Raw genomic sequence first — 18377 nt, 5'->3', positions numbered from 1 at the left:
ATTTTTCACCCATCCTATATATCGTCAAAATCAAACCCCTCCAGACTGTCCAGCAGCTCCATTTCCCCGTCCTTTAACGGTCCGTTCAGCACCTCTCCCGCCTGGGCCGTGTTCACCTGCCATATCTCGCCCAGGTTCTCAGCCACATCCAGCTTTTCCCTGGAACTGAAATCAGCAAAAGCCCGCCGCAGGAACACCAAGGCCCGTTTAAACTCCCCGTCATCCAGCGTATCCATATAGGCGCTCAGCTCCCGCCACAAATCCAGCCTGGCAATGAGCGCATACCGGTTCTTCTTTGACAGTCCTGCAAACCATCCGGCTCCCAGTTCCGCCGGAATTCCTTTCGAGAGGCGGCGGTGGACCTCACGGCTTAATTCCTCTTCCTCCATCCGTCCCCGTTCCAGTAACACAGCGGCAGCAAAACCGGATATGCCTGTGTTCAGGTCATCCCTGGATGCAGCCTCCGCCAGCAGACGGATAAACCGCTCCTCATCCAGGAAATCATGGTGAATACACAGACTGTTGACCCGTTCAATGGCTTCCATAACACCCTTTTCCGCCTGGCTGTCGCAGCCGCAGGAATTGAGGAACACCAGGCAGGCCCGTAGGAACATCTGATTCAGGACAGGCAGAAGGGGAGCGCTGTCCAGATGCCGTATATTCCCGAACCGCACAACCGTGGAAATACTCTCCGCTGTCTTTGCCAGCTCCAGAAAGCCAGCTGCCTCCACCGACAGTCCCTGCAGGATATCCGTGGCATAGGTGACCATCTCCGGTATCCCGCAGCAGCATGCGGCCTCAATGATACCAGCCGCCTCTCCAATCTGCTCCGCCTGCATGGCCTGCTCCTTCATGACAAAGGATGCTGCGGCAGCCACTGTATCACCTTTCAGGGCAGCCTCCACCAGCTCTATTTCCACTTCCGGAGTCCACCGGATATCCCAGCTCTCAGCCCAGGTGGCGGTTTCCTGCCGTTCCTTTCTCAGGACTGCAAAATGGACTCCCAGCACCCGCAGGCGGTGCAGGAAAAATGACTGGTGCAGCTCTCTGTAGGCAGCTGCCTCTGATTTCACACTCAGTTTTTCCCGTAAATCCAGGGACAGTGTGAACGCTGTCTCCGACTTATATTTTTCCAGTTTCAGTTCCCTGAGCTGCCTGTAAAAATCATCCTGCAGGCAGGTCCGGCTGACGCCCTGCGGAAGCTCCCCCACAGCCGCGCCAATCTCCGTATCCGCCACGGCCAGCGCCAGTTCCGACAAACTGCCGTGCCCCATGGCAGTTACTGCGGCGTCCCGCAAATCCCGCAGGGAGGGCACCCTGTACCCGTGCAGATTCGCCAGGGAGCGCGCCAGCTCCACAGCCTCAATCACCTCAGCGGAGGACACAGGAAAACCATGCTGCCTCTGGTAAGCGGATATGGCTGTGAGATAAGGGTAAGTCCCCATATCCCTGCCGCCTTCCTGCAGTGCCTGCCAGAGCATTCCGTAGTAGGCAGGCGCCTCATTGCCCGCCCCATAGCCGGAACGGGAGGACAGGCGGTAATAGGAATAGGGCATCAGCGTGACATTGCAGGGCACCGATGGCAGCAGGCCCATCTCCTTATCTGTCATGGATGGTTCCTCTCCGGTCAGACCTGCCACATGATAAGCGCCTGTCACTGCCACGATTCGTTCTGCCCGGAATCCTTCCTTTACAGCATCCTCCATCTTCCTTCTCATATATGCTTCCCGGACCAGTGTCTCAGGCCAGTCGCTGTCGCTGCCCGCTGTCAGCTCCCGCAGCTGCCGCCCAAAGGTTTCCGCTCCGTCCCGGTATGCATCATGATTTTCGGAGTGCTCCATAACCCGTTCCCAGAAAGTCTCATGACTGTCCTCCCCGCTGAACCGGTCCAAAAGCCGGTACACATGCTCGGAAGCAGAACCCGGCGGGGTGCGCTGCGCATCCTGGACCGGCTGCTCATTTTGGCACGGCTGTTCATCCTGGCCCGGCTGCTCATTTTGGCCCGGCTCAAATTTCTTATTAAATTCTTCCTCCCTGGTCCGCTGGATTCCCAGAAATACATCCGAGGGCAGGTCCATGAACCGGCACTCCGCCCCGTGCTCCCTGGCCCAGACAATGGCCTGATATTCCGGGGAGTACTCTGCAAAGGGATACAGTATTGTGCGCACCGGCGGGTCTTTTGTAAAGGCCATAACCGCAAAGGGCGGCTTTGTCTCTTCCCTCACCATGTCATCCATCAGACCGTTAAAATCGGAAGGACCTTCCACCAGAATCAGGTCCGGCTGCTTTTCATCCAGAAAGCTTCTCAGATGATATGCGCCGGCCGGCGACAGGTGGCGGATACCAAAACAATATGGATGTCCCATCTATTGGTTCAACTCCTTACACTCTTTATAAAGTCCAAGCCACCGGCTCCCGCGTTTCTTCATGACATTTTCCAGGTATTCCTTCCACGCCAGTCCGTCCTTATCCTCATCCTTGACCACAGCGCCCTGCAAAGCCGCCGCCAGGTCGTAATCCGTTATTTCCCCGTTTCCAAAGCTGCCTGCCAGGGCCATGCTGCCTGCCAGAAGTGAAATAGCCTCGGCGGTGGACAGCACGCCTGAGGACGGCTTTACCTTCTGCCTGCCGTCCAGTGTCATGCCGCCCCGCAGCTCCCTGAAAATGGTGCACACCTTTTCCACCACCTCGGCATGGGGAATCCTGGCCCCCAGCTCCAGGCTTCCGGCCAGCTGCTCCACCCTTGACTGCACAATTTCCATCTCAGTGGAAATATCCGGCGGCGGCGGCAGGATGACAATGTTGAACCTCCGCTTCAGGGCAGCGGACATCTCGTTGACTCCCTTGTCCCTTGTATTGGCTGTGGCAATGACGGAAAAGCCTTTCCGGGCAGGCAGTTCAAAGGCCAGCTCAGGTATGGAGATGCGTTTCTCCGATAAAATGGAAATCAGGGCGTCCTGGACCTCGCTGGCACACCTGGATATCTCCTCAAAGCGGGCAATGCTGCCTGTCTCCATGGCCCGGTATACCGGGCTTTTAATCATGGCCTCCCTGGAAGGGCCCTGGGCTATGAGCATTGCATAATTCCAGGAATAGCGTATATGTTCCTCCGTGGTGCCTGCCGTTCCCTGCACCACCTTGGTGGAATCCCCGTTGATGGCGGCCGTCAGGTGCTCGGAGAGCCAGGACTTTGCAGTTCCCGGCTCTCCAATCAGGAGCAGGGCCCTGTCTGTCACCAGGGTGGCAATGGCGATTTCCACCAGCCTGCGGTTTCCAATATATTTGGGAGTAATTTCTTTTCCACCCGCGTTTCCTCCCGTTATATAGGTGAGTACGGAGCGCGGACTCATTCTCCAGCCCGCAGGAACCGGGTTCTGCTCCGCTGCAATCAGCGCGTCAATCTCCTCCTGGTAAAGCTGTTCCGCAGGCAGACGCTGCACATTCTCTTCTTTTCCTGTTGTTTTTCCCATGATATCCTCCAAGTCTCACTTTATTTTCCCAAAAACACATGGCCGTCAGCCCTGCCCGGTAAGTCCGGCAGCCTGGTTGATGGCGTTCCTGCAGTAATCATTGGCGTCCCAGCTTCTTCTCTCAGAGCTGCCCTTTGGAAAGCTGCACATAATACGGTCAATCTCACGGATTTCCATCTGCCGTTCCTCCTCTGTCATGGGCAGCTCACTCATCCGGCGCTGTATGGCCCACAGCGTTATGCCTGCATTTGGATTCTTTTTTACATAGGCGCTTATAAGACCTTTAAAATCCTTCCAGCCGCACTGTACCAGAATGTGGTAAAGCCCCCGGTTATCCGTCACCGTAAGCGCCCTCTTATAAAAATAGGAGCCCTTCTCTGCCCGTTCCCTGGCCGGCAGCATAGAAAACAGAATCTTATCCCGGTCCGTTTCACATTGCCTGCCGGCTGCATCCAGTCCCATGGCTGTCTCATTCCCGAATATCCTGGCATCCATCAGCAGGTCTGTCCAGCGGGAATCCGGTTTTTCGTAAAGCCTGCGCCCAATCCGGTGGGCTGTCCCTGCCCCCGCCTTTTCTTCTATGCGGCAGATGATTTCACAGGCCCCGTTTTCCTCTATGCAGTGAATCCGGCCCAGCACAGACAGTACGGCCCTCCTGGCCTTGCGTTTCTCCTCTTTTCCCAGAAGGGAATTCCTGGGAATCTTCCGGCAGCAGGATTCATACACAAGGGCCGCGGGCTTTGTCAGGAAATCAGCTGCAAGGGCCGGTCCCAGCCATGTTCCCGCCTGTTCATTGGCCAGTTCCCCTGCCAGGGAAATCAGCCGTTCATCCTGGCTGTAGATAATCGAATCCGCCAGCATGGCGGGAAATCCGGACCAAAACTCCTGGTTGGACGGGTTCTTTCCGGCTGCCCTGCGATATAATTCCTGTATGGCCGGTGAGCCCTTGCCCGGCAGGGCCATGAGAAGCTCGTTCATAAGCCCGGCAAATTCCTTTTTGGCCAGAGTATCCTTCTGCCTTAAGGTTTCTTCCATTATTCCGGCCAGCCTGTCTGAAACCAGGTCTGATTTGGAAAAACAGAGATAGCCTGCGATTCCCTTTTTTCTTGTCTTAAACTGTTCCTCCCAGTATGGGTCTGTCTGTTCCGGGTCCATCATGCCCAGCACCTGCTCCGTCATTTCCAGGCACATTCCCTTTTCGGTCCGGGCCAGGTCCAGCAAAATGCTGGTATTTTCCGTGTCAAATCTGAAGGCATGGATGGCCTCTGCCCGCAGTTCCTTTTTGGCCCGTTGGAGAAGCCCTTTATAAAATTCATTTTCTTCTTCACGGCATATGGCCTCTATGACCCTGAGCCGGTGCAGCCTCCCATTATCCGTGGTTTCCCAGTACCCCCGCTTTAAAAGGGGCACAATCTGTCTGTCCATCTTAGACAGAAATGCTTCAGCTTCATCTGCAATATCAGCATACCGGTCTGAGAGAGCTGTTATGACGGCTGCCTGCAGGCGGTAATCATCAAAGACCTGGGGATGCTCCTCCATGGCCTCGGTGATGGGGACCAGACGCCCGCCTCCTGACTCAGTCAGGGCCTGCTCCAGGGGATGGACCTGGCTGTAGGGCAGGCAGGGACCGTAGCAGCGGGATATCAGCTCCAGCGGACGGTACCCCGGCCCAGACTCCGGCCCGCCGCTGTTCTGTTCTGTTTTATATCCTGTCTCATATCCGGCCTGGGTACACAAAAGGGCTTCTGACAGGGCCAGCGCATCCAGCAGACAGCCCGGACGGTCCTCACAGTCCGGGGCCATGGCCTTTTCCGCCATTGTATACAATTTATTTATAACCGGCACTGCCTGGGCCAGGGGACGAATCTGCTCCACCGCCCTTTTAAGCCGGAAATCATCTCCAATCAGGTTCACTCCGGCCACTGCCGCTGCTTCCAGGCGCTGATGGAGTTCATATAATCCCTGCAATTCCATGGTAATTCCTTCCTTTCCTCCGTCTGTCCATCAATAGAGCAGGCGGACCACCTCTTTTTCCGTGATGATTGAGTAGGGATGCAGACAAATCTTATGTCTTTTCCTGTCATACCATAGGACTCCGAACATCACCTGATGCTCTGCCATCCGCCTGTCCGGCAGGATATCCAGACGTCTGACAGACGGCATGTCCCCTGGCCGGTCCCTCAGTTCTATGGTGCTGCCGCCGCAGTGCAGTATGTATTCCCGCTGCTGGCCCTCCTCGCCTTCTGCTACGGCTGTTCCCAGTCCGTCGTAGAATACCAGGCATCCAAACCGGCCGTCCGACAACGTGTTCTTAAGGTCATTCTTTGCCGCCTTCACCAGTTCCGGAAGGGAAGCAGAGGCCTTATCCCGGGCTTCTGCCAGCAGTTCACCGGTCACCGGCAGGAATTCCCGGCCCTCAAAACGTATCCTGCGTCCGTTCTCACCGGGATAATAGACCAGCATGGGCACCCTCACTGCCTCCATCACGGAGTCCTCTTCTTTTACATACTTAAGCGCCTTCACAGGACGGTAATTATAGGTAATATCAATCTCACCGCTGTCCAAATCCAGCCACCAGCCCTTGTCCACCCATTCTCTTCTGGCCCCGTCATAGCTGACGCCGAAGGACAGCTGGAGCAGCCGTCCGTTTTCCTTTTTAAGCCCCAGCTCCATCAGCCGTTCCAGGTTCCAGATTCCGCCCAGCTCCTCATAGAGGATGCTGTTGTCGTCCTCCACCTGTCCCTGCTCCAGTTTTTCCGTCAGATAGACCCTTGACTTCTTTATCAGGGCACGGAGGAATACAAGAATTCTTACGGCCTCACCGTAATCCCCGGTTCCATCCTCCTTAAGCCGTTCCACCTCCAGCACCAGGGACTGCACCAGCCTTTGGGGACCGGGAAGATAATAATCCCCCAGCTGCTTTGCCAGGTCCCGGTAGACCTTCACCGACGTTCCGTTCAGGGTCCCCAGGCCGGCCTCCATTAACTCCCTCACCACCTTCTCGGCCAGGTCCAGGCCCTCCAGCTGTTTCTTAAGCTTCTTTGTCCTGGCCGCCTGATTCGTCTTCTTAGGGGCCTTGGGCTTATCTCCCTGTTCTTCCTTTTTTCCTGCCCTGGCGTCCTTCTTCGCCCTCTTATCCAATATGTCCTGGGGAATGCTGCAGATATCCCAATGGCGGCCCTGCGACAGCTCCATCATAAGCGCCAGGCCGTGTTTACACGGAAACTGCCTGCTGGGACAGCTGCAGCGGCACACCGGCACGTCCCCGTCCACAAAATCCAGGGACACCCTGTAGGCTGAACTGCCGCTGCCCTTGCAGGTACCCATGTAAAAGGTGTCATCCCCAGACCTGGCATGTTCTGTAAAACCTCCGCTTTTAACGATTTTCCTTGCATTGCTGACCGCATTGGCATTGGGAGCCATGGCGGCAATCTGCTGTTCCGGGATTTCCCTCATAATATCCTCCATCCTGTACCGGAACTGCGGTACAATTGTATGATTGGTCATTTATTCCATTATACGGAAATTCATAAGGGGTTGCAATGGGAAGTTTGAAAGGAAAGGCGCCAAAAAGGCTGCCGCCTTTACGGTTTTCCGACCGTTAAAGCGGCAGCCCGGCTTTCCCTGTATTCCTGCCTATTCTGCCATATTCAGCAATGTAATAATAATCTGGTCTGCTGCCACCTCTGCCTTGCGTTTCACGATATCTTCAATCTGGGCACGCTGTGGGTCTGTGATGGAAGGCGCATTAATGACCACGTCCACCTTATCCTTGGTAATGCTGACAACCGGGTCCGAGAAACCTTTTGCCATCAGGAGGGTTTCTGCGGCATTTTCCTTCTCGGATACCTCGGTCAGGTCAATCATGTCCTGGATAGCCTGCTGTTTGGCTGCTTCGTCAATGCTGTCACTGTTAATCAGGCTCATCAGTGTCTCTTTGTTCTTGGCGCGCACCTGCTCTCTGCTGAGCTGTACGTTTGCTATGTAATCAGCCACGTTCATACCGCTGGTAAGTACGGCTTCCCCTGGATTCTCCAATCCGGCCTGGGCAGAGCTGTCCGTATCCGCCGCTGCCATCTGCCCCGGGTCAGCTGCCTGGGTAGCCTCCTCCACGCCTGTGCCGTCTCCGGCCTGGGCCAGCTGTCCCTGGCCGGCTCCTGTGTCCGCCGCTGCCTGGGCGCCGTCTGCATCGCTCACCGCATCCAGGTCAGAAGGGTCCTGGTCCAGACTGGGAATCTCCTGCAGTCCGGCCTGGCCGTTTAAGGAAGCCGCCTGGTTCTCCGCCAGGATATCTTCATCCGAAATGTCCATGGCCCCTGCCTCATACACCCGGTTGCCGCTTGCCAAATCCTTCTTTCCCGCATAGTTCAGATATCCGGCTGCCGCAATCATAACAGCCAGTGTTGTGATGATAATTTGGTTCCTGCGGAAGAGACGTTTCATGTTCATGTCTTTCATGTGCTCTTTTACCTGTTTCATATTCTTGATTTTCATATCCTGCACTCCTTTATTTATTCCACCCTCTTTAATACTTTTATTTTATGTGCCGGCAGGCCAAATAATGCTTCCATGGCCTCAGAAATTTCAGCTTTTACTGTTGGACTGCCTCCGCCCTCCGCGCTGATGATGATTCCAGACAGTTCCGGGCTCAGTTCTTTTTCAACAATGGGCGCGTTTCCGCTGCTGCCGGAACCGCTTCCCGACAGTATGGTGCTCTCCTGCATCTGATTGTTCGTCACGTCTCTGGTTCCTCCCCCGGAATCCTTTTCCCGGGTGGTGCTGGTATTGGTGGAACGGTCCACGCGGAGCACCTTTTCACTGGAGGATTTAAGCACCACCATCACATCCACCTTACCCACGCCGTCCACGGACTTTAAGATATTCCTGATTCTGTTTTCCATCTGCGCTTCATAGGACCCTTCATCGGATGAGCGGGCCGCTGCAGGATAGGAATCCTCCGTCCCGTCCGATGCGCCTGCCCCGCTACCCTCCGGCCCCTGGGCCATGCCGGTTCCGGCGGCGCCCTGGACAGAGCCGCCGGCCCCGCTGCCGCCATTGGCATTGTCCTTTGTCCACAGCGGAACAGCCCCGGCCCCCTCTGTCCCGGTACCCACGGTCTGTTCACCGGCATTCCTGTCCTTTTTACTTCCTCCGGGCAGGGGAAAGGATAGAATCATGAGAAGAACACCTATGAGAAGCAATAACAGCCATTTTTCCTTAGTCATTTTTCCACTGAACTTTGATATCTGATTCTTCCAGCCCATAGTACTGCGCCACCTTTCCTGTTAAATGGTTTATTTTTTTATCTGCCGCCGTTTCAGATTCCTCTGTTTCTCCGGTTCCCGGCGTTTTCCCCAGTTCCACATCCTCAACCTTCACGCTGTCCACCTTCCCCGCATCCACATTCACCGGCCGGCTGCCCATATAATCCCAGCTGCCCTGTTCCGGTTCCTCCTTCCCGCCGCTGATAACCAGCCTGATTCCTTCAATCCGGCCGTAACGGCTGCTGTTGCGGTCGCCGTCAATCTGCACGCTGGCCCCGGTACATTCCAGACCCTCCTCCCTGGCCATGGCCTCCACATCAGCCGCCACCGCCTCCTCATACCTGCTGATAACCTGGTCCAGACGCCGTTCTTCCATTCCCCACAGGTCCTGTTTCAGGTCGTCCGTGTCGTTCTGAAAGGTAATGGAACGGAACATGGCTGATATCTGCTCATCCAGGTGCAGTCCTCCCGTAAACGGACTTACCACAAGAAGAATCAGGACCATTCCCGAAAAAAAGCGGATGTATTTGCCGTATTTAGAGTCCGCCAGAAGGTTATTGACCACTGAAAGGAAAATCATGTAGTATATGATATTTTTTACCCATCCATAGACAGCTTCCATCGGCATCTCCTTTTATAGAACGCTATTCCGGTATTTTATCATCCGCCTCCAGGCTCCGTCCGCTCCCCGGTTAAGCCCCGTCCCGCTCCCCTGCCAGGCTTCGTCCGTTCTCCTATGAGGCAAAATAATTCACATTGGTGGACGCACATGTAATGGCTATGGCTATCATGAACAGAAACATGGAGTACAGCACAATCTGCAGCAGCAGCTTATGGCCTCTGGACACGCCTGACACGCAGGACACCACCCGTTTGTCACACACGGGCTGCATCACGGCGGCCACGCACTGGTACATAATCATGAGGACCGTCAGTTTCATCACCGGGACAACGGATATTACAGCCAATACAACCACGGCTGCCGCCCCCATGGTATTCTTAATCAGTACCCCTGACCCCAGGACCATCTGAGCCATGGCGCCGGCCCCCTGGCCCAGCCCCGGAATCATTTCCATAAGACGTTTCATTCCCGCCTGGCCTGCTGCATCGGCATAGGGAAGTATCATGGCCTGTATGAGATGGAAGCCCACCACCAGCCCGGTCAGGGTCCTGAGACTCCACACCACGGCCTGCTCCAAAAGCTCTGTCAGCTTTGACAGAAGCGCCTCCTTCGCCACATGGCTGCCCAGCACCATGAGCACATAAATTCTGACCATGGAGAGCAGGACCGTGCTGCACAGCCATTGCACCCCTGTCACCGCGCCCAGCATACATTCATACAAAGCCAGTGCGCTCATGCTGCCCCCGGAAAATGCCACGGCCATATAATAGGCCGGCATCAGCAGCTTCATGAATTCCAGTATCTGCTCCATCACCCGGGCCGCCACCTGTAAGCTGGCGGAGAAACTGGCGGCCAGACATGTAAACAGAAGCAGGTATGTAACAAAAAAGCCGGTGTCTGAAATCTGTCCTCCCTTAAATACAGAGGAAACATTGGTGAACACAGCCCCAATCAGGCCGATGGCCGCCACCTGAAACAGCATCTGGCCGCCCTTGTCCACCTGTGAGAACAGTGCATTCTTAAGGCCCATTCCGGTCTGCCCCAGAATCCCCTTCAGGTTTCCTTTCATCAGCTCCTTCATCAGTCCCCAGAAGGAGAGTCCTTCCATGCCCCCGTCCTGCTGTCCCATAACATCATCCAGAAACTGCTGCAGCCCCTCCATCTCATCCTGCAGCCCCATATCCTGCAGAGCCCGGTCCGCCCCTGACTCCGTTTCCTGGCCCTGCCCCGCGGCCTGCGCTATGACCTGACCCTGCCCCCTTAGCTGCCCGTCTGCCGGGGCGCCGTAAGCAGTGCTGCCCGCCAGTCCGAATCCTCCGGCAAGCAGCACCGTCAGCACACATAGGGCAGCGCTTCTGACCCCCCGTTTTTTCCATCTCTTCATCCCAAAAATGTCTCCAATGTCCCAAAAAGCGCCAGCAGGATGGGCATACTGATACCCAGGATGGACAGCTTCCCGAATATTTCAATCTGGTTTCCCAGAGAACCGTAGCCAGCGTCCTTGCAGATTCCGGATGCAAACTCAGCCACATAGGTAATGCCCACCATCTTAAGCAGCGTTACCAGATATACGCTGTTGACCTTGATATAGCCCTGAATCCGTTCCAGGGCCTCCAGTATGTCCTTTAGCTTTCCCGTGCCGTAAAAGAAGATAAAGGCGCCTGCCGCCATGACCATATATGCGGCGTATTCCGCCTTTAGCCCCTTCAGCTGCACTGCCAGCAGGACCGTGGCAATTCCGGCAGCCGCAATGGTAATGATTGTCATATGGTTCCCTCCCTGAAAAGGCGCATCTTACAGCGCAAACAGATTCTTCATTGTCTCAAACAGGTCGTATATGTACGGTATCATCCAGAATAATACCAGCACCAGTCCGGCCAGGCTCGTTAGGAAAGCCTGCTCATCCCGGCCGCTGTGCTTTAATACCTGGCAGATGACAGATACCAGGATTCCTACTGCCGCTATGCGAAATATCAGATTTACACCCATTGCTGTCTCCTCAATCTTTTTAATCCATATTTACAAATCTGTCCTGTTAATCCCCGGCACACCACAATCATACAGCATGTGTTCCCGGCAAATCTCAGAACATCACAATCACAAGAAACATTCCTCCCATGATTCCCAGGCTTGTGTAAAGCCTGCATTTCTCCCTCTGGTTCTGCCTGAGATAATCAATGGTCAAATCCAGCTGTTCCAGATACAGCTTAAGGGTACGTTCCTGCATGTCCACATCCAGATAACCCAGATGTTCCCCCAGGTGCGCCAGCTGTTCCAAATCCCCCTGTTCCAGAGGAATCCGGCCCGTGTCTGACTTTAAGGCCATGACCTCCCGCCTCCATATCTCCTGAAGGGACTCTCCCTCCTGCATACAGATTCCCTCTGCCGCAGCCTCAAACAGGCTTCCCAGAGGTCCCGGCTCCCGTTTTCCCACCCGTTCCAGGGCTTCTGCCAGCGGCGCCCGGCTGTATGTAATCTCACCTTTTAAGAAATATATCATCTGTCTGAGGGTTTCCAGCATCCTCAGCCGCCCTTTCCACTGCATGGCGGACCAGATTCCCAGTCCGCCGGCGGAAAACAGCACCAGAATTGCCCCTGTCCATTTAAATACTGCCACTCTGCGACTCCTTTCCCCTTCCATCCCCATACAGGACGTTTCCTCTTCCATCCCATATAGCCGCCACATGGCCCGCTGTTCCCTGACAGTCCAGCAGAATCATCCGTTCAAAGGCTCCCTGTCCAATCAGCTCCCTCACAGCCGGTTTCTGCCTGATATCCTCCAGGGAGCTTCCATGGATAGTGGCAGCCAGGGCGCAGCCGCAGTTCCTCACATATTCGATGGCCTGCACATCCTCCCTGCTTCCAATCTCATCCACAGCTATAACCTGGGGCGCCATGGACCTTACCAGCATCATCATGCCCTGGCTCTTGGGACAGCAGTCCAGCACATCGGTTCTCATACCCAAATCATTCTGAGGCACCCCCTGATAGCAGGCCCCTAATTCTGAGCGTTCATCCACCACCCCCACAGACACTCCCGGTATTCTCCTGCCGGTGCGCGGGGTCCTGGGCCCGTCTGAAACCTGGCGGATGATGTCCCGCAGCAGGGTCGTCTTGCCGCACCTGGGCGGCGATATCACCAATGTATTCAGAAACCGGCCGTCATCCGAATACAGATATTCCATCACCGGGTTGGCACAGCCCTGAATCTGATGGGCCACCCGTATATTGATAAAAGATATGGATTTCATGAGCCGTATATCCTGCCCGAGAGCCATGGTCCTTCCGGCCACGCCAATCCGGTGCCCGCCCTGTATGGTGATGAATCCCTGCCGCAGCTCCTCTTCCGCTGCATAGAGGGAAAAACTGCACATATATTCCACGGTTTCCTTCATCTGAGCCTGGCTGACCGTGACGATTCCGGCCCTGGCCCAGTACCGCTCCTGTTCCTGGCAGCGGCCGCTTCCCCGTATATCCCTTACCGGCGGGTCGGGAACCCCAACCGCCAGACTGCCATCTGTTTTAACTGCATATTCCCGGCCGCCGCAGATAAGCAGCAGCGGTTTCTGGGTCCTCATCCGTATCTCCTGCACCCTGTCGAAATCCACAGTAACCTGTCCAAGTATTGTCCGCAGGTCCTTTGGGAATATTTTAAGAACTTCTTCCCTGCCAGCCATATTCTTCACCCCTTTTACCTCAATATATGAGACGTGTCCAAAAATATGACTGGAGCCGGAAAAAAGGCAGCACCCGCCCGCAAGGGCTGTGCTGCCAAACTGGATATATCTGTATCTGTTTGAACGGATAATGGCCGGTTTATCTCACTCTAATTCGTTCCCTGCCGTTTTCTTCTCTTTACCTTCTTTACAATCTGCCCCGTAGGCCTCCTGTCAATTTTGTATACAATCTGCATGAACCGCGCCACCTCGTCCCAGGCCTCCCGGCTCTCAGGCACCAGGTCCATACTCATCTGGAACACATGGAACATACCCTCATACACAGAAATCCGGCGCTTCACCCCGGCCAAGCGGGCATTTTGGGCTACCTCCAGCGCATCGCTTAAGAGCATCTCATGACTGCCTGCCTGAAGAAGCATGGGGGGCAGTCCCCGGAAATCGCCGAACACCGGCGACATATAGGGCTCCCTCGGGTCGGCCTGGCCAATATAGGCTGAATTATAAAGCATACTTTCCCGTGAATTGCCAAAAAGAGGGTCATTTTCAAAATTAAACTCATAGCTGTCCCCGCCGCAGGTCAAATCAGCCCATGGGGACATGAGCACCAGCCCGGCAGGCTGGGGCAGTCCGTGGTCCCTGAGGTAAAGGCACAGGGCCAGGGCCAGGCCGCCTCCGGCCGAATCGCCGGCCACCACCACCTGGCCCGGCCTGTAATGCTTTTCCTTTATCAGCCACTGATAGGCATGAATCACATCCTCCAGGGCCGCGGGATAGGCGTGTTCCGGCGCCACCCTGTAGTCCACGGTCAGCACGTCGCCTCCATAGCTGAGACGGCTGTACCGCACGGAAAATTTACGGTAAATATTCTTCATGGGTCCTATATATCCGCCTCCGTGAAGCTGAAGCACCACCCTGCCGGTAACCACTCCCTCCGGCTTCAGATATTCCATTTTAAAGGGTTCCCTGTCAATGATTTCATACTCGTAGCCAGATGGGCATACCCAGGCCGGTTCCACGGGATTTTTCCTGAATTCCCCTGTCTGGATGGGTTTTCCCAGGGACGTTTCCATGATGTCGTGAATCATATCCCGCACCAGCGCCCCCCGTATACTCACTTTTTTATTGCGCATCCTTATCTGTATCCTCTCTGTAAATGCAGGGTCCCTCCATTGTCACAGGTGGAACCGTCTGATGAGTTCATTTTTAAATCTCCTGTCACCCAGAAAAATAGTCATGGCCAGGATTCCCACGGTCAGAATCACGGTTATGATTGCCATGGAAGGGTGGGTGACCAGCCCTGCGGCCCATAAAATCAGCGGAATAAAGCTGAAAACCGTAATGGCAATCTGGTACATAAAGTAGCTCTGCCAGTTCAGGCGGTTCACAAGAATGAGCAGCACCACAGCCACATCGGCAAACAGAATGGTTCCCGGCACCGCGTAGTTCACGGACCAACCCTCAAATCCCAGAACCCGGTCTATCATCACAAGCAGAATCTGCATTCCTATGGTTTCTATCAGCAGTGATTTACCTAAATTAGCGTGGCGCAGAATGGAATACCGAAGGGTCAGACCCACATAGGCAATGCCCGGTATGGCAATCCCGGACCACCACAGCCCGTCATAGGTGGCGATATTCACCAGCCCGAGAAACAGCGCCACTGCCGCCAGCACCCCATAGCAGGCCAATACCAATTTTTTCCATATACTCTCATCGTGTTGAATCACCGGATAATTTCCCTTATCAGCCTCCGGCATGATGACGCCGTTGCTCTCCAGCTCCACCGGAATGCCGTCTGACCTCAGGCGTCCGAAAAAACATTCCTCCAGCCTGGCATCCTGAAATACCTTGGTAAAGGTGATGACTGTCCTGGTTCCAAAGGAGCATACACCGCATTTGGCTGGCTGGCGTTTTGACACGCCAATCAGCATCCTGAACCCTTCAATATCATCCTCATATTCCCGGTCCATGGATATGAGGCCGATATTGGATAAGGTAATGGTGTGGGCTCTGTCATTGCGGCGGAAAATAAATCCAAGGGCCAGCCACTTGACAAACAGGGGAAGGATGCGGACATACCACTTCTTCTCGTTTGAAACATTGTAGGAAATGGTTTCCTCCAGCTTTTCCTTTACTATCTTCTCGTCCATCTGACTGCACACAGATGCAAGGATTTCCTCAAATTCATCCCTGCCGCGGCCGGGTTCGTGGTCAATGGCAGTCACCGCAAAAAAGTTGGAAGCTGTATTGGAGCCGAAAAAGGCCCTTAGGTTGATAGGCAGGTTTACCCCGATGCGGCGTCCCTCCCGGCCTTCCTCCCGGTATTCCCTGGAAACAGACCAAATCAGGCAGGCTGTCAGGTACTTTGTAATGCTGACCCCCATTTTGCGGCTGACGGCCTTCAGTGCCCCTGTATCCACAGAACCGTGGACCACGCTCTCTCCTCCAAAGGGAATATACCTCCCGGTCAGGCGCAGCGCAGGGCAGGAGCTGTAACGCCTGGTCCGCATTTTCCGGTAATGCTTAAGATAGCTGTCCTCTGTCTGGGTGGACACGCCTTCCCCCGGCCGTTCCCCGGTTCTCCGCCCTCCCCGTTTGAGCTCCAGGTAGCCTGCGGTCAGCTCCCTCAGGAAATTCACGGCCCCCATGCCGTCGGTCACAGCATGGAATACCTCCAGATTGATTCTGGCGCCATAATAGCTTACGCGGAACAAATAGAGCTGGTTGCTCTTGGGGTCAATATAACGGCAGGGCCAGCTGTTCTCCTGCTCAACAAAGGGCTGGCGTTTGTTCTCCTCAAAGTAATACCAGAAAAACCCTCTCTTAAGCTTTACCTTAAACCCGCCAAACCAGGGCAGGACCTCTTCCAGCGCCTGACCCAATAGTCCGGGGTCTATCTCTTCTTTCAGTGTTACGGAAATTCGGAATACGTTGCTCAGGTTTTCATTGGCAATCATAGGAAATATCTTCCCTGTATTATCCAGCCTGTGCCAGCGTTTTCCCTGGGGATTTTTCTTCATAGCGCCCCTTTCTGCCGGCCCTTCCCGCAGATTTCCTGCCGGTCCGGCGCAAACTGTAGTTTCTGCCATTATATCTCTATCATCCTGCAATCACAACTATATTATACTTAATTTTTGTTTCCCCTGCAGCAGTTTTCACCTGTAAACGCCCTTCCCATGCCTTTTGTTTCTGCCGCATGTATGCTATATTGGACACATAAACACCAGCCGGGCCGTGCATCCCGTAAATTCCGCAGGAAATATCATGATGAATCCTTTATTTCACTTAAAATAGGGGTATAACAACATGAGGAGGTATCCCTATGAAACTTATCCGTACACAGGCCATAGAGCTCTCAGGAAGCAGCTACGAGGCAGGCCGCCGCTTAGGCAGCTGTCTGGCATCCATCCCCGGCCTGAAAAAACAGCTTTCAGGCGGCTTCCCAGGCTTCGGCCCTGCACAGCTTGAAGAGGCCGACCAGTGTTTCCGGCGCTGGTGCCCGGGACTTACCGGGGAGCTGGCTGGTTTTGCCCATGCCCTGGGCTGCGCCCCGGAACAGGTTCTCTATTACGGCATGACCTGGCTTACGCCGCGCTGCAGCCACCTGGCCCTTCTGCCTTCCCTGACAGCCTCCGGACATCCCATGGCGGCCCGGAATTATGAATTCAATGACGAGGCCGAGGACTTTACTGTCATAAAAACCTGCATCACAGGAAAATACACGCATATAGGCACCAGCGTTCTGGGAATCGGCCGGGATGACGGAATCAATGAGATGGGCCTGACCGTTACCATGAGCTCCTGCGGTTTTCCTGTGGGAGCGCTGCCTGAGATGCGCAGGCCCGCAGCCGCCGGCCTGCAGTTCTGGGCCGTGGTCCGTACCCTGCTTGAAAACTGCCGCAATGTCCAAGATGCCCTGTCCATGCTCAGGGACATGCCGGTGGCATATAACCTGAACCTGATTCTGCTGGACAGGGAAGGCTGCTGCGCCCTGGTGGAAACCCTGGACGGACGCATGGCAGTGAAGTCCATTGACCGGAATTCCGGGGAACAGGCCCTCTATGCCACCAACCATCCGGTCCTGGATGAGCTGATTCCCCATGAACCCAGGGCATTCGTCCACTCCATCCGCCGGTATGACAATATTACCGCTTTCCTCAAACAACATGGGCAGGACATCACGGACGGACAGCTGAAGGATTTCCTTCTGACCCCTTATCCAAAAGGCCTGTCATGCAGCTACTACAGCCAATTTTTCGGTACCACAAAGAGCATGGTCATGGACCCTGTCAGGGGCAGTCTTTCCCTGTGCTGGGGAGGACGCCAGGAAAACGGCTGGCAGGATTTCAACTTCGACAGTCCATTTCCCCAGGGAACCGCTGACATCCAAATACAGGACCGGACAGCAGACCCATCCATCTTTGCTTACAGGAGCCTCATATGAACTACAATACGGCAATCGAAAGAGCCATTCTATTCATAGAAGACCATCTGACCGCATCCTTCACCGTGGAGGATGCCGCCAGGGCGGCCGGATATTCCTATTATCACTTAAACCGCCAGTTCTCCGCCGTCCTTGGGGAGAGCGTTGGCAGCTATGTGAAAAAGCGCCGGCTGTCCGATGCCGCCAGGGAACTGGTGTACACGGAGAGACGCATCATTGACATTGCGCTGGACCATGGCTTTGAATCCAGCGAAGCCTTCAGCAGGGCATTCAAAGCAGTCTACCATACAAGCCCGGCCGGCTACCGGAAAAACCGTCTGGATGTCATCATCAGCCAGAAACCCAAAGCAGACCAGCATTTGCTGGCCCACCTGACGGAATCCTTGACGGTCCGCCCTCAGATTGTGGAGATTCCCCCTGTTCTCACCGCTGGTCTGAGAGGCACCACCACGCTTAAGGACAACCAGATTCCACAGCTCTGGTCCCGTTTTCTGGAGCTCATCCCCCAGATTCCCGGCCAGGTTCCCGGCGGCCGGGGCTTTGGCATATGCCAGTCCTGCGATGAGGGGAATAACCTGTACACCATGAATCATGAGCTGCTGTTTTCCGAGGTGGTGTCCGTGGAGGTCAGCTCCAGGTCCGTCCTGCCTCCGCCCCTTGTGTACCGGACCATTCCCGGCGGAAAGTATGCCGTATTCACCCACACAGGCTCCTTAAAAAGCCTGCCTCTGACCTACCAGTATATCTGGGGCACCTGGTCCCTTACCACCCAGGAAAAGCTGGACGCCAGGGATGACTTTGAGCTGTATGACCAGCGCTTTCTTGGGTTTCACCATCCCGGCAGCCAGATTGACATCTATATTCCTGTCCAATAACCCATAAAGGCCATGGTCTTGACAG

Annotated in this window: 16 protein-coding genes; 2 read left to right on the top strand and 14 right to left on the bottom strand. The window is 54.9% G+C overall.

The genetic code is table 11. The annotated features are described in order from the left end of the window. Positions 1–14: 14 nt before the first annotated feature. From FGS84_RS26560 to FGS84_RS26495, 14 genes are all read right to left on the bottom strand, one after another. Positions 15–2366, bottom strand: a complete 2352-nt coding sequence (locus tag FGS84_RS26560; RefSeq protein ID WP_138311234.1) for a DUF5682 family protein — start codon at positions 2364–2366, stop codon at positions 15–17. Further along, the gene (locus FGS84_RS26555) at positions 2367–3470 is read right to left on the bottom strand and encodes an AAA family ATPase (protein ID WP_138311233.1); all 1104 of its coding nucleotides are present in this window, start codon (positions 3468–3470) and stop codon (positions 2367–2369) included. It lies immediately after the preceding gene. Positions 3471–3515: 45 nt separating this feature from the next. Beyond that, the gene (locus FGS84_RS26550; RefSeq protein WP_138311232.1) at positions 3516–5444 is read right to left on the bottom strand and encodes a hypothetical protein; all 1929 of its coding nucleotides are present in this window, start codon (positions 5442–5444) and stop codon (positions 3516–3518) included. A 30-nt stretch (positions 5445–5474) separates the two neighbouring features. Then, the gene (locus FGS84_RS26545; protein WP_138311231.1) at positions 5475–6926 is read right to left on the bottom strand and encodes an SWIM zinc finger family protein; all 1452 of its coding nucleotides are present in this window, start codon (positions 6924–6926) and stop codon (positions 5475–5477) included. Between the two features lie 180 nt (positions 6927–7106). Then, positions 7107–7964: a SpoIIIAH-like family protein gene (locus FGS84_RS26540; protein ID WP_138311230.1), complete on the bottom strand. Its 858-nt coding sequence runs from the start codon at positions 7962–7964 to the stop codon at positions 7107–7109. Between the two features lie 17 nt (positions 7965–7981). Beyond that, entirely contained in the window at positions 7982–8734 is a 753-nt protein-coding gene (locus FGS84_RS26535) for a stage III sporulation protein AG (RefSeq protein WP_138311229.1), read from the bottom strand. Continuing rightward, entirely contained in the window at positions 8688–9356 is a 669-nt protein-coding gene (locus FGS84_RS26530; protein ID WP_138311228.1) for a stage III sporulation protein AF, read from the bottom strand. The genes FGS84_RS26535 and FGS84_RS26530 overlap by 47 nt, the downstream gene beginning before the upstream one ends. Before the next feature lie 112 nt (positions 9357–9468). Further along, positions 9469–10740, bottom strand: coding sequence for a stage III sporulation protein AE (locus FGS84_RS26525; RefSeq protein ID WP_138311227.1), 1272 nt, complete (start codon positions 10738–10740; stop codon positions 9469–9471). Then, positions 10737–11123 carry a SpoIIIAC/SpoIIIAD family protein gene (locus tag FGS84_RS26520; protein ID WP_138311226.1) on the bottom strand — a complete coding sequence of 129 codons (387 nt, stop codon included), beginning with the start codon at positions 11121–11123 and terminating at the stop codon, positions 10737–10739. The genes FGS84_RS26525 and FGS84_RS26520 overlap by 4 nt, the downstream gene beginning before the upstream one ends. Positions 11124–11150: 27 nt before the next feature. Beyond that, the gene (gene spoIIIAC, locus FGS84_RS26515) at positions 11151–11345 is read right to left on the bottom strand and encodes a stage III sporulation protein AC (protein WP_002569682.1); all 195 of its coding nucleotides are present in this window, start codon (positions 11343–11345) and stop codon (positions 11151–11153) included. Positions 11346–11439: 94 nt separating this feature from the next. After that, positions 11440–11973: a stage III sporulation protein AB gene (locus tag FGS84_RS26510; protein ID WP_138311225.1), complete on the bottom strand. Its 534-nt coding sequence runs from the start codon at positions 11971–11973 to the stop codon at positions 11440–11442. After that, positions 11960–13033 carry a stage III sporulation protein AA gene (gene spoIIIAA / locus FGS84_RS26505; RefSeq protein ID WP_138311224.1) on the bottom strand — a complete coding sequence of 358 codons (1074 nt, stop codon included), beginning with the start codon at positions 13031–13033 and terminating at the stop codon, positions 11960–11962. Before spoIIIAA ends, FGS84_RS26510 begins: the two co-directional genes overlap by 14 nt. A 149-nt stretch (positions 13034–13182) precedes the next feature. After that, complete coding sequence (locus tag FGS84_RS26500; protein WP_138311223.1) at positions 13183–14163, bottom strand: alpha/beta hydrolase; 981 nt, start codon at positions 14161–14163, stop codon at positions 13183–13185. A 42-nt stretch (positions 14164–14205) separates the two neighbouring features. After that, the gene (locus tag FGS84_RS26495) at positions 14206–16122 is read right to left on the bottom strand and encodes a DUF6320 domain-containing protein (RefSeq protein ID WP_347563895.1); all 1917 of its coding nucleotides are present in this window, start codon (positions 16120–16122) and stop codon (positions 14206–14208) included. 233 nt (positions 16123–16355) lie between these two features. Here FGS84_RS26495 and FGS84_RS26490 point away from each other — a divergent pair, with 233 nt between their 5' ends. Further along, positions 16356–17477, top strand: coding sequence for a C45 family peptidase (locus tag FGS84_RS26490; protein WP_138311222.1), 1122 nt, complete (start codon positions 16356–16358; stop codon positions 17475–17477). Next, complete coding sequence (locus FGS84_RS26485) at positions 17474–18352, top strand: AraC family transcriptional regulator (protein WP_138311221.1); 879 nt, start codon at positions 17474–17476, stop codon at positions 18350–18352. The genes FGS84_RS26490 and FGS84_RS26485 overlap by 4 nt, the downstream gene beginning before the upstream one ends. Positions 18353–18377 lie beyond the last annotated feature (25 nt).

The sequence above is a fragment of the Clostridium sp. 1001271st1 H5 genome, assembly GCF_005845215.1.
GTDB lineage: Bacteria > Bacillota > Clostridia > Lachnospirales > Lachnospiraceae > Enterocloster.
This window is presented reverse-complemented; position numbering and strand designations above follow the sequence as displayed.